General features: G+C 59.6%; 11 protein-coding genes and 1 pseudogene. 3 read left to right on the top strand and 9 right to left on the bottom strand.

Annotated elements, in window-relative coordinates; all coding sequences use genetic code 11:
- Positions 1-2: 2 nt before the first annotated feature.
- From K5Y35_RS22520 to K5Y35_RS22500, 5 genes and pseudogenes are all read right to left on the bottom strand, one after another.
- Positions 3-831 (bottom strand): annotated as a pseudogene (locus K5Y35_RS22520) (IS3 family transposase); the annotation flags it as partial.
- Between the two features lie 191 nt (positions 832-1022).
- The gene (locus tag K5Y35_RS22515; protein WP_123468441.1) at positions 1023-1529 is read right to left on the bottom strand and encodes a hypothetical protein; all 507 of its coding nucleotides are present in this window, start codon (positions 1527-1529) and stop codon (positions 1023-1025) included.
- Between the two features lie 168 nt (positions 1530-1697).
- Positions 1698-2339 carry a DUF1345 domain-containing protein gene (locus K5Y35_RS22510; RefSeq protein WP_222832994.1) on the bottom strand — a complete coding sequence of 214 codons (642 nt, stop codon included), beginning with the start codon at positions 2337-2339 and terminating at the stop codon, positions 1698-1700.
- 181 nt (positions 2340-2520) lie between these two features.
- Positions 2521-5619: an efflux RND transporter permease subunit gene (locus tag K5Y35_RS22505; RefSeq protein WP_222832993.1), complete on the bottom strand. Its 3099-nt coding sequence runs from the start codon at positions 5617-5619 to the stop codon at positions 2521-2523.
- A 15-nt stretch (positions 5620-5634) separates the two neighbouring features.
- Positions 5635-6792, bottom strand: a complete 1158-nt coding sequence (locus K5Y35_RS22500; protein ID WP_222832992.1) for an efflux RND transporter periplasmic adaptor subunit — start codon at positions 6790-6792, stop codon at positions 5635-5637.
- Positions 6793-7086: 294 nt separating this feature from the next.
- Between K5Y35_RS22500 and K5Y35_RS22495 the strand changes: the two genes are divergently transcribed.
- Positions 7087-7788, top strand: a complete 702-nt coding sequence (locus K5Y35_RS22495) for a response regulator transcription factor (protein WP_007912171.1) — start codon at positions 7087-7089, stop codon at positions 7786-7788.
- A 4-nt stretch (positions 7789-7792) separates the two neighbouring features.
- A complete protein-coding gene (locus K5Y35_RS22490) occupies positions 7793-9094 on the top strand; it encodes an ATP-binding protein (RefSeq protein WP_123468450.1) in 1302 nt (433 codons plus the stop codon).
- Between the two features lie 93 nt (positions 9095-9187).
- Here K5Y35_RS22490 and K5Y35_RS22485 read toward each other — a convergent pair whose 3' ends face one another.
- The 3 genes from K5Y35_RS22485 to K5Y35_RS22475 form a co-directional block, all read right to left on the bottom strand.
- Positions 9188-9949 (bottom strand): anti-sigma factor family protein, encoded by a 762-nt coding sequence (locus tag K5Y35_RS22485; RefSeq protein ID WP_128615259.1) that lies wholly within the window; start codon positions 9947-9949, stop codon positions 9188-9190.
- On the bottom strand, positions 9949-10431 hold the full coding sequence (locus tag K5Y35_RS22480; protein ID WP_409202023.1) for a sigma-70 family RNA polymerase sigma factor: 483 nt from the start codon (positions 10429-10431) through the stop codon (positions 9949-9951). Before K5Y35_RS22480 ends, K5Y35_RS22485 begins: the two co-directional genes overlap by 1 nt.
- A gap of 63 nt (positions 10432-10494) precedes the next feature.
- Complete coding sequence (locus tag K5Y35_RS22475; RefSeq protein ID WP_123468456.1) at positions 10495-11028, bottom strand: tetratricopeptide repeat protein; 534 nt, start codon at positions 11026-11028, stop codon at positions 10495-10497.
- Between the two features lie 159 nt (positions 11029-11187).
- Between K5Y35_RS22475 and K5Y35_RS22470 the strand changes: the two genes are divergently transcribed.
- The gene (locus tag K5Y35_RS22470; RefSeq protein ID WP_123468458.1) at positions 11188-11961 is read left to right on the top strand and encodes a class I SAM-dependent methyltransferase; all 774 of its coding nucleotides are present in this window, start codon (positions 11188-11190) and stop codon (positions 11959-11961) included.
- Positions 11962-12147: 186 nt separating this feature from the next.
- Here K5Y35_RS22470 and K5Y35_RS22465 read toward each other — a convergent pair whose 3' ends face one another.
- A complete protein-coding gene (locus K5Y35_RS22465; RefSeq protein ID WP_222832991.1) occupies positions 12148-12585 on the bottom strand; it encodes a hypothetical protein in 438 nt (145 codons plus the stop codon).
- Positions 12586-12614 lie beyond the last annotated feature (29 nt).

Raw genomic sequence — 12614 nt, 5'->3', positions numbered from 1 at the left:
GTCTAGTCCTGAAATAGGTTTACACCTGTTTCACCCCAACGCCCGATGCATCGCATCGGGCGTTTTGTATTTCAAAGACAGGTTCGGACGCTCGCAATTGTGGATCGAGACCGACTCACTCACCATCTTTCTCGCCTGCATCAAGTCCTGTGGTCGTTGGAGCAAAAGCTCCGTCTTCAGTATCCCGTTGACCCGCCCTGCCAAGGCGTTTTGGTAGCAGTCATAGCCGTCCGTCATCGAACACCTGATGCCGTGTTTCGCATGCAGGTCCTGGTACATTCCCGAGCAATACAGGCTGCCTCTGTCCGAGTGATGAACCAGTGGTTGTTCCATTCGACGCTGCTTTACCGCTCGGCGTAGTGCCTGCGCTACTGATTCGGTGTGCAGGCTTTCATGAGCGTGATAGCCGACGATCTTTCGCGAAAAAGCATCCGTCACCAGGCTCAGATAAGCCACACCTTCCTGAGTGGGTAGATAGGTGATGTCAGCTACCCAGACTTGCTCAGGGCCGCTTGGAACAACTTGATCAGGGCCTGCTTTGAGTAAGTTTGGATGGCGCCGAAAGCGATGATGGCTGTCAGTCGTCTTGTGGTAAGCGCGATTGCGGGCCACCAGCAAACGCCTTTCGCGCAGAATTGAAAACAACCGACCTCGCCCCACTTGCAGCTGAAGTTGAGGTTGGCAATGCAGCAAATAACGCAACTTTCGGATGCCCAAGCGTGGTTGTCGCTGACGCTTTTGCTGAACGAAGTCGGCAATTTGCTGATCCAGAATGAACCGAGCAGCATCGGCGCGATTGCGCTTGTAGTAAGCCTGTCGGCTTATCCCCATGAGTCAGCTCGCCTCTTTCGATCTGATCCACGACCGACAATTTAAAAGTCAGCGTGTAATCACGCTGACTACGCCTTTTAGCCGCTTCCATTACGTCTTCCTGAAAATAAATCAGAAGGTGTAAACCTTATTCAGGACGGGACATCAGCATTAAAAAAAGGAAGCTTCGCAGCTTCCTTTTTCCGTAATCATTAAGCGTTTTTTCTTTTGCTCAGGTCGGCGTCAGCGACAAACTCCCCAGTGATCGGGAATTCTTCGTTGCCGTTCTCTCCACCATGGTCAAAGGTGCCGGACCAGGTGCCACTCAGTGTTTTTTCAATGTCGTCATATCTCACTGTCAGGCTCCCGCTCACAGAGACGTGCAGGTCACCCGTCGCGGGATTGGAATAGTAGGTGCTTCTGACATCATCGCTATCTTTGGATAGGTCATATGTCATCGTTTGGGGTTTGGAAGGGAACACAAAATCAATCGTTCGCGTCACACCATTCAACGTGTATCCAGCGGTCAGGACGTAACGAGTGCCTTCCGGGTAGGGCCTCGGCCCGAAGGAAGGCGCAGAGGTAGATCGAAACTCCATGAATTGAGGGACTTTGACAAACCTGTAGCGTGGATTAGCATCGCCGTTGATAGTGGCTGACAAATAGGTATGCGCTGAAGCCGGAAAGGTCGTCGCGTAGGCACGGGCTGCATAGCTCATGAGTTTTATCTCCATACAATATTGTGGGGGACATCCAAAGACTGACCCGTCCTACTTCTGGATGTTGTATGGAAGCCTGAATACAGTACGCCTGTAAACTGTCAGTGTTGACAGTTTACAGGCGTACTTTTTTGTGTTCTTTGAACGGCAAGAACATGCCGTGTTTTTTCAGCCAAACAACCCCGCCGCAATATTGATCGAAAATCCCAGTATCGCCGTATTGAACACAAACCCGATCAGCGATTGTGCCAGCACGATTTTGCGCATCTCCCGCGATGCCACCCCGACATCCGCAGTCTGCACGGCCACGCCAATGGTGAACGAGAAGTACAGGAAGTCCCAATAGTTGGGCGTGGTCAGCCCTTCGGCGAAACGCAGGGCGGGCTCCTTGCCGTCCCAGGTGTAATACAACCGCGCGTAATGCACGCAGAAGATCACGCCGATCAGCAGCCATGAGCCGATCACCGTCACGGCGGTGAAGGCGTAATGCAGGAGCTTGCGGTTGGTTTCCAGATCCTTGCTGCCCGCCAGTTCGAACGTGATGGTGGCAAGGCTCGCCAGTGCGGCGATGCACACCACCAACAGTACCAGTCCGGCGTTTTCGTCTTCGATGTCGGCGATGCGTTTGACGTCCGGTGCCTTGGCGCGCGCGGTGAGCCACAGCATCAGGATCAGGTAAGTCCAGACGCCGGCGTTCCAGCCAATGAGGATTTTGCTGACGATGGAGTCGGCGGGGGCCAGCAGACCGGTGGCGAGGCCGAACAGGGCGGCGGCAGACAGGCGAGGGTGGGTGCGGGCGAGGAAGCGCATGGGGACTCGATGGGCCAGGGTGGTTCAGACACCTTAGCCCAGCGATGGAGGATATGACCACCGGCTCGAGTTTATGAAGATCCCTGTGGGAGCGAGCTTGCTCGCGAAGGCGTCCGGTCATCCAACATCAACGTTGAATGTAACGACGCTTTCGCGAGCAAGCTCGCTCCCACAATTAAGATCAGTGGGGCTTGGTAAAGCGTTGCACGAGCTTCATGACAACGACGAAGAACACCGGCACAAAGATCACCGCCAGCGTCGCGGTGATCATCCCGCCGATCACTCCGGTGCCGATCGCTTGCTGGCTCGCCGAGCTGGCGCCGGTGGCGATGGCCAGCGGCACCACGCCGAGGATGAATGCCAGCGAGGTCATCACGATCGGCCGCAGGCGCAGACGCGCGGCCTGCAATGTCGCGTCGATCAGGTCGTGACCTTCGTCATACAGGCTCTTGGCGAACTCAATGATCAGGATCGCGTTTTTCGCCGACAGACCGATGATGGTGATCAGCCCGACCTTGAAGAACACGTCGTTGGGCATCCCGCGCAACGTCACCGCCAATACCGCACCGAGCACGCCCAGCGGCACCACCAGCAACACCGAGGTCGGGATCGACCAGCTCTCATACAACGCCGCCAGGCACAGGAACACGATCAGCAACGACAGCCCCAACAGGATCGGCGCCTGACTGCCGGATAACCGCTCCTGCAACGACAATCCCGTCCATTCCTGCCCCAGACCTTTCGGCCCTTGGGCCACCAGCCGTTCGATTTCCGCCATGGCTTCACCGGTGCTGTGCCCCGGGGCCGGTTCGCCGGAAATCGCAATCGCCGGATAGCCGTTGTAACGGGTCAACTGCGCCGGCCCCTGGGTCCATTTCGCCTGCACGAACGCCGACAGCGGCACCATCTTGCCGTCGTTGTTGCGCACGTGCATTTTCAGCAAGTCGTCGACCTGGCTGCGGCGGTCACCTTCAGCCTGCACCACAACCCGTTGCATCCTGCCCTGGTTGGGGAAGTCATTGACGTAGGAGGAACCCACCGCCGTCGACAGTACGTTGCCGATGTCGGCGAACGACACACCCAACGCATTGGCCTGGCGGCGATCCACTTCCAGCTGGACTTGCGGCGCTTCGGCCAGTGCGCTCTCGCGCACGTTCATCAGCACCGGACTTTTCTCGGCGGCCGCGAGCAATTCAGTGCGCGCCTGCATCAACGTTGCGTGGCCAAGGCCGGCGCGATCCTGCAGGCGGAACTCGAAACCGCTCGATGTACCCAGACCATCCACCGGTGGCGGAAGAACAGCGAACGCGACGGCGTCCTTGATCTGGCTCAGCGCGATGTTGGCGCGATCGGCAATCGAGGCCGCCGAATCATCGTGGCCACGCTCCGACCAGTCCTTGAGGGTGGTGAACGCCAGTGCGGCGTTCTGCCCGCTACCGGAGAAGCTGAAGCCGAGAATCACCGTGCTGTCACCTACGCCCGGTTCCCCGGCGTTGTGCGCCTCGATCTGTTCGACCACCTGCACCGTGCGGTTCTTGCTCGCACCCGGTGGCAGTTGAATGTCGGTGATGGTGTAACCCTGGTCTTCCACCGGCAGGAACGAGGAGGGTAGACGCATAAAGCACAGGCCCAGTCCTACCAGCAGCACGACATAGATCAGCAGAAAGCGCCCGCTGCGCTTCAACGCATAACCAACCCAGCCCTGATAACGATCGGTCAGGCGTTCGAAGCGACGGTTGAACCAGCCGAAGAATCCGGATTTCTCGTGATGCTCGCCCTTGGCAACCGGTTTGAGCAGTGTCGCGCACAGTGCCGGTGTCAGGGTCAGGGCGAGGAACGCCGAGAACAGGATCGAGGTCGCCATCGACAGCGAGAACTGCTGGTAAATGACCCCGACCGAGCCCTGCATGAACGCCATCGGAATAAACACGGCCACCAGCACCAGGGTGATGCCGATGATCGCGCCGGTAATCTGTGTCATCGCCTTGCGCGTGGCTTCCTTGGGCGACAGGCCTTCGGTGGCCATGATCCGTTCGACGTTCTCCACCACAACGATGGCATCGTCGACGAGAATGCCGATGGCCAGCACCATGCCGAACATGGTCAAAACGTTGATCGAGAAGCCCAGCGCCAGCATGGTCGCGAACGTGCCCATCAGCGCAACCGGTACCACCAGCGTCGGGATCAGCGTGTAGCGAATGTTCTGCAGGAACAGGAACATCACCGCAAACACCAGCAGCATCGCTTCGCCGAGGGTGTAAACCACTTTGGTGATCGAGACTTTGACGAACGGCGAGGTGTCGTACGGGATCTTGTATTCGACCCCGGCCGGGAAGTAGCGCGACAGCTCGTCCATCTTCGCCCGCACCAGCGTCGCGGTGTTCAGTGCGTTGGCCCCCGGCGACAGCTGCACGCCCACCGCCGTGGACGGCTTGCCATTGAGGCGCGTACCGAACTGGTATTCCTGACTGCCGATCTCGACTCGCGCGACGTCACCGACTCGCACCGTAGAGCCGTCCGGGTTGGCCTTGAGCACGATGTCGGCAAATTCTTCCGGTGTCGACAGCTGGCCCTTGACCAGGATAGTGGCGGTGATTTCCTGAGTGGACGGATTGGGCAAGTCGCCGATGCTGCCCGCCGAGACCTGTGCGTTCTGCGCGACGATGGCGGCGTTGACGTCAGCCGGGGTCAGGTTGAAACCGATGAGTTTCTGCGGATCGATCCAGATACGCATCGCCCGCTCGGCGCCATACAACTGGGCCTTGCCGACGCCGTCCAGACGCTTGATCTCGTTCATCACGTTACGCGCCAGGTAATCACTGAGCGCCACGTCATCGAGTTTGCCGTCGCTGGAGGTCAGGGTGATTAGCAGGAGAAAACCGGCGGAAACTTTTTCCACCTGCAAGCCCTGCTGGTTCACCGCTTGCGGCAGGCGCGACTCCACCACCTTGAGGCGGTTCTGCACATCGACCTGCGCCAGTTCAGGGTTGGTGCCCGGCTGGAAGGTGGCTTTGATCGTCGCGCTGCCGAGGCTGCTCTGCGATTCGAAATACAACAGGTGATCGGCACCGTTGAGTTCCTCTTCGATCAGGCTGACCACGCTCTCGTCGACGGTCTGCGCCGAAGCGCCCGGGTACACGGCGTAGATTTCGATCTGTGGCGGCGCGACGTCGGGGTATTGCGCCACCGGCAATTGCGGAATGGCCAGCGCACCGGCCAAGAGGATGAACAGGGCGACCACCCAGGCGAATACCGGGCGGTCGATAAAGAACTGCGGCATATAAAAGCGTCCTGCTTACTGACCAGAGGTCTGGGCAAGTGGAAGAGGGGTGTCGTCGATCTGCACTTTTTCGCCGGGGCGGGCGTGCTGCAGGCCTTCGATGACAATGCGGTCACCGGGCTTCAGGCCGCCGGTGACGATCCAGCGATCGTTCTGCACAGCACCCAGTTGCACCGGTTGCTGGGCCACGCGCATTTGCTCGTCGACGGTCAGCACTTGCGCGATCCCGGCGCTGTCACGCTGCACCGCACGTTGCGGCACGGTGATGCCCTGCTGGATCGTTGCCTGTTCCAGGCGCACACGGACGAAACTGCCGGGCAGCAGATCAAGGTCCGGATTGGGGAACTCGCTGCGCAGGATGATCTGACCGGTGCCCGGGTCGACCGTGATGTCGGCGAACAACAGTTTGCCGGGCAACGGATACAGGCTGCCGTCGTCCTGAATCAATGTGGCTTTGACTTGGTCCTGACCGACCTGCTGCAACTGACCGGAGCGGAAGGCACGGCGCAGTTCATTGAGCTCGCGAGTCGACTGGGTAACGTCGGCATGAATCGGGTTCAGTTGCTGAATCAGCGCCAGGGGCGTTGTTTCGTTCTGCCCGACCAGCGCGCCTTCGGTAACTAGCGCCCGACCGACCCGCCCGGAAATCGGCGCGGTGACGGTGGCATAACCGAGGTTCAGCTTCGCGCGTTCCACTGCGGCCTTGTTGGCCGCAACATCGGCGGCAGTTTGCCGGGCATTGGCGCGGGCATTGTCGTAGTCCTGACCGCTGATGGCCTTGTCGTCGATCAACTGGGCGTAACGCTGCTCCTGCAATTTCGCCTGGAATGCATTGGCCTCAGCCTTGCGCAGTGCGGCTTCGGCGCTGTCGAGGTCAGCCTTGAAGGGGGCCGGGTCGATGCGGAACAGCACATCGCCCTTTTTCACGTCGGTGCCTTCGCGGAATGTGCGTTGCAGCACCACACCGGGGACCCGGGCGCGCACTTCGGCAATCCGTGGCGCGGCAATCCGCCCGCTGAGTTCGCTGCTGATCGCCAGGGGATGCGCTGCAATGGTTTCGATGCGCACGGTCGCTGGCGGCGCCTGTTCTTCGGCGTTCGAGGATGAATCACAGGCGCTCAGCGTCAGCGCCATTGCGATCAGGCCGAGCCCGGCCAGCAGATTTTTCGACATGTACAACCCCCAATATTGAAGTCCGCATCCTACGGGCAGACGCCGAGGTTAGCGGTGAAGCTTTGTAGGCGCTGTGTGAAATTGTGTAAGGGTTTTGCTCAGGGACGGGTGAGGGCGTATATCCTTTACGCCTTGAAATTTATTGCGACAGTTGAATCGCCATCGCGGACAAGCGCGTTCCCACAGGGATTGGTTGTGGACACAGATTTTGTGAGCACCCCGATAACACTGTGGGAGCGGGATTGCCCGTGAAGTGGCCCTTCCGGTCGCCACAGCACTTTTCTGGAACACCCCATGCCCAACATCCTCCTGGTCGAAGACGACACCGCCCTCGCCGAACTGATTTCCAGCTACCTGGAGCGCAACGGCTACTCCGTCAGCGTGATCGGCCGTGGCGACCATGTGCGCGAGCGGGCGCGGGTCAACCCGCCGGATCTGGTGATTCTCGACCTGATGCTGCCGGGCCTCGACGGCCTGCAAGTCTGCCGCCTGTTGCGTGCCGATTCGGCGACGCTGCCGATCCTCATGCTCACCGCCCGCGATGACAGTCACGATCAAGTGCTGGGCCTGGAAATGGGTGCCGACGATTACGTCACCAAGCCATGCGAACCCCGGGTGTTGCTGGCGCGGGTGCGCACCCTGCTGCGCCGCAGCAGCCTTGGCGAACCGCTGACTGCCAACGACCGCATTCTGATGGGCAATCTGTGCATCGACCTGTCCGAGCGCACCGTGACCTGGCGCGATCAGCCGGTCGAGCTGTCGAGTGGCGAATACAATTTGCTGGTGGTACTGGCGCGGCATGCCGGTGAGGTGCTGAGTCGCGACCAGATCCTGCAACGCCTGCGCGGGATCGAATTCAACGGCACTGACCGTTCGGTCGACGTGGCGATTTCCAAACTGCGACGCAAGTTCGACGATCACGCCGGCGAAGCGCGCAAGATCAAGACTGTGTGGGGCAAGGGCTACCTGTTCAGCCGTTCCGAATGGGAATGCTGAGCTGATGTTTCGCATCCTGTTTCGCCTGTATCTGGTGACAATCGTCTCCTACAGCGCCGCGATCTATCTGGTGCCGGATCTGGTGGTCATGGCCTTCCGCGAGCGCTTCGTCACCTACAACCTCGACTATTCGCGCGGCCTGCAATCGCTGATCACCCGACAGTTTCACGCGGTGCCACACGATCAGTGGTCGGCGCTGGCGGCGTCGATGGACAAGGACTTCCAGCCGTTGCACATCGTCCTGGCCCGGATCGACGACGCCGGGTTTACGGCCATCGAACAGCAGCGCCTGCGTCGCGGCGAAAACGTGGTGCGCATTGGCGATTGGGGCTGGCGCACGCTGGCCGTCGCGCCGCTGGATGACACCACCGCCGTGCAAATGGTCGTGCCGCCCGACCCGATGGACGTCAATCTGTTGTACTGGAGCATCAACGTCTTGATTGGCGCGACCTTGCTGGCTTGCCTGTTGATGTGGCTGCGCCCGCACTGGCGTGATCTGGAACGTCTCAAAGGCACCGCCGAACGCTTCGGTAAGGGCCATCTGAGCGAGCGCACGAAAATCGCTCCGAGCTCCAACATCGGCAGCCTCGCCAATGTGTTCGACACCATGGCCGGCGACATCGAAAACCTGCTCAATCAGCAGCGCGACTTGCTCAATGCGGTGTCCCACGAACTGCGCACGCCGCTGACCCGTCTGGATTTTGGCCTGGCGCTGGCGCTGTCGGATGACTTGCCGGCGACCAGTCGCGAGCGCTTGCAGGGCCTGGTTGCGCACATTCGCGAGCTCGATGAGCTGGTGCTCGAATTGCTCTCCTACAGCCGCTTGCAGAACCCGGCGCAGTTGCCGGAGCAGGTCGACGTGTCGCTGGACGAGTTCATCGACAGCATTCTGGGCAGTGTCGACGAAGAACTGGAGTCGCCGGAAATCGTCATCGACGTGTTGTTGCACGGGCAACTGGAACGTTTCGCGCTGGATCCGCGCCTGACTGCCCGGGCCATTCAGAACCTGCTGCGCAATGCCATGCGGTATTGCGAGAAGCGCATTCAGGTTGGCGTGCAGGTCAATGCCGAAGGGTGTGAGATCTGGGTGGATGACGACGGCATCGGCATTCCCGACGATGAGCGCGAAAGAATTTTCGAGCCGTTCTATCGCCTGGATCGCAGCCGTGATCGGGCTACCGGCGGGTTTGGCCTGGGCCTGGCGATCAGCCGCCGGGCGCTGGAAGCGCAGGGCGGTACCTTGACGGTTGAAGGTTCGCCACTGGGCGGTGCGCGCTTCAGACTGTGGCTGCCCACCGCCGCCTGAGGCCACGCGATTGCCCGCGCAGCGGCCGGCAAGGTCGACATCTTTATCGACTGACCTGCCGCCTTCGCGGGCAAGCCCGCTCCCACAAAAGATTTATGCCTGCAAGGCGTGCGAGCGTAACAACATGGCGCGTTGTTCCAACTCGTCAGCTGGATTACGCCCGATCAACATCCACGCATGCTCACGCTCGGTCCAATACACCACATTCATTTCATGCCGACGCTCATGCGCCAACGGCTGACTGCCGCTGTTCGAACGGGTCACACACAGGGCCAGCGGGCCATGTTTCGCGTCGAGGTAAACGATCTGCGCGATGGGCACGCCGTCATACTCAAGCATTTGCGCCCGTTTGAATTCGGCCGCCGGCAGCTTTAACGCAGCGGGTGACAGGTTCAGGCCAAGACGCGCATCGACCTCGCGCAATTGCGCCCTTTGAGTGGCGTCATCCGTCGCTAGATGATCGAGCGTCTGCGGCACATACAGCGCCATGTAATCGCCCACCAACGCGCGCCAGTTGTTTGATTGCGCGGCATGCCAACCGAGAAACAACCGGTCAGCCAGCACGCCGCCGGCCACCAGCGCCGCCGCGGCGCCACCGATAAACCAACGCCGGCTCAAGCCCGGACGCTCCGGCGCAGGAATGGCATCCAGTCGGGCTTGCAGACGATCCAGCGGCGCTTGTTGCGCCAGTTCGTCATAGGCTTTTTTGTAGGGCAGGTTACTGCGCTGGAGCCACTGCACACGCAGACTGAGCAATGGGTCTTCGGCGATGGCGTTGTCGAGTTGCTGGCGATGGTCGCGGTCGAGTTCGTCGTCCAGGTAAGCGACCAGTTGCTCATCCGAAGGTGTGTTCATCAGCGGTCTCCTTCGGTGGATTTCGGCACCGCTTGCAAGGGCGGGTATTCGGCGAGTTTCAGGCGGGCGGTGGCCAGTCGGCTCATCACCGTGCCGATCGGCACCTGCAGAATTTCGGCGACTTCGCGGTAGGACAGGCCTTCGACATAGGCCAGGTACACCGTCTCGCGCTGGGTTTCGGGCAACGCGTCGACACGACGAATCACTTGCGCCGCCATCACGTGGGTCTGCGCGGCGTACTCACCGTCGAATGCCAGTTGACCGTCGGCATCGACCTGGCCCGCGCCTTGACGCACGCGACGGGCGCGCACTTCATTGAGCCAGATCGAATGCAGAATGCTCAGCAGCCAGCGATCCATGCGCGTGCCGGCCACGTACTGAGCCGAGCGCTCCAGTGCCCGCACGCACGTCGCCTGCACCAGATCCTCGGCCACATGCCGATTGCGCGACAGCAGCAAACCGTAGCGCCACAGGCGCGCCAGGTGCTGTCCGAGTTCTGCTCTGAAGGCCTGATCGCTGACGATGATGGCGGTCCTTATAGATGCTCAGGTTTTCGATGAATCGTTGATGGCCTCAGCCAGGTCCTGGTATTCCTCGCAGGCGGTGCCGCAAATCGACTTGATCTGCTGCAACTGCTCTTGCGCCAGGTCGACGCGGCCTTTGATCACATAGGCCTCGCCGAGGTATTCGCGCACTTGCGCATACTGCGGATCGAGTTTTACCGATTGCAGGTAATAACCGATGCCTTCGTCGGTGCGTCCCAGTTTGCGCGTGGCATAACCGCGGTAGTTCAGCGCCTTGGCCGTGTTCGGCTGTTTCAGCGTGTCGAGCAGCGCCAGCGCTTCTTCGTAGCGACCGGCCTTGGCCAGGCGGTAGGCATAATCGGTGCGGTCGGCGTCCGGCAACAGGCTGCTGGTTTGCAGCACGCACTTCTGCGATTTGCTGTCCAGGACCTGGCCTTTGGGGCATTCGGGTTTCTTCACCGGCGCTGCTTCATCACCGCTGGCGAAGGTCAACTGGCTCGACATCGCGGCGACCAGCAGCAACGGGGCGGCGAACATAACGGAACGGATAGTCATGGGCAAGGCTCCACAGAGGGTTATGTTTCACTATGAACACCACAGGGTGAATTTTTATTCATTGCTTTGTCAGTGACTGTTCAAGGCAGGCACAAATTCAAGCGCTATGCTCGTCGGCGTCTGCCGTCGATCCGAAGTTTGACCGTCAGGAGAATTGCCATGAACGATCAGGTCCATCACTCAGCCGCTGCCGGCTATAAAACCGCTGCCGAGACCTATGTCAAAGGACGGCCGGATTATCCGCCGCAAGTCAGTCAATGGTTGAGCGAGACGCTGGGCCTGGACCGGTACCAAACGGTGATCGACCTGGGCGCTGGCACCGGCAAGTTTACCGGTCGGTTGGTGGCGACGGGCGCGCAAGTGATTGCGGTAGAACCGGTGGCGCAGATGCTGGAAAAACTCTCGGAAGCCTGGCCACAGGTATTGGCGGTGAGTGGCACAGCGACCGATTTGCCGTTGCCAGACGCTTGCGTCGATGTGGTGGTCTGCGCGCAGGCGTTTCACTGGTTCGCCAGTGCCGAGGCGCTGACGGAAATCGCCCGGGTTCTCAAACCTGGCGGCAAGTTAGGGCTGATCTGGAATTTGCGCGACACGCAAGTCAGTTGGGTGCCCAAGCTTGATGCGATCGTCAACGCCCTCGAAGGCGATACACCACGCTATTACACCGGCGCCTGGCGCAAGGCGTTTCCACATCCGGTGTTCGGGGCGCTGCAACTGCAGCAGTTTCATCATGGTCATACCGGATCGCCGGAAGACGTGATTGTCAATCGCGTGCGCTCGACCAGTTTCATTGCTGCGCTGCCGGATGCCCAGCGGGCAAAAGTCGATGAGCAGGTCCGCGCGTTGATCGCTTCGGAACCGCAACTGCGCAACAAGGATGTGGTGACGGTGCCCTACGAAACCGCGGCGTTCGTGGCGGTAAAACAAAAATAAGTGCGCCCGATCTCCTGCACTGGCAATTGCTCGGGAAGGTGGGGGCATCCGCAGGATTAACACTTTAATCAAGACTGCAAATAATCGAAGCCCTTGATTGGCCCCTGACACGCCAGGAGACAATTGTCGTCTCCTGGCCTCAAGCGGGGACCGCTACAGAGTCTCTTTACAGCGGTGAAGACTGAGTCAGTTAAAACTGAAGACGCCATTGGTGATATTGACTGACTTAGCGTTACGTTTGCCCTCGAACAAAACGGTTCCTTCCAATCGTTTATCGCCAGTCGATGGCACAACTGTCAGCGTCATCTGGCCTGAAACAGATACATAAGCCTCAACCTGGTTGCCCTCACGAACGAGGCTATAAACTGCTCGAACCTTGCCATCTTCGATCATCTGATGAGTTCCGGCTTCCACGCCCTTATCGACGAACACACTCAGATTTATGCTTTTTAATTGCGGGTCCACATCTGATTTGACGAGCTGGGTACTAAAACCTTGCCAATAATACCTCGACTCGTCACCTCGTTCGACGAGGTCCATGGTATCGGTATCCGCGTTGTACAGAGGGCGCGCACCGCCGCTCACATCCGCAGAAAACTTATTCTCGGATTTTTGACTGGTCATCGTAATTGCTCCTGATGCATGAACACTGT

Origin of the sequence: Pseudomonas sp. SC3(2021), assembly GCF_019856535.1 — a bacterium.
GTDB classification, from domain to species: Bacteria; Pseudomonadota; Gammaproteobacteria; order Pseudomonadales; family Pseudomonadaceae; genus Aquipseudomonas; species Aquipseudomonas monsensis.
The sequence above is the reverse complement of the archived record's forward strand: the minus strand, read 5'-3'. Positions and strand labels throughout refer to the sequence as shown.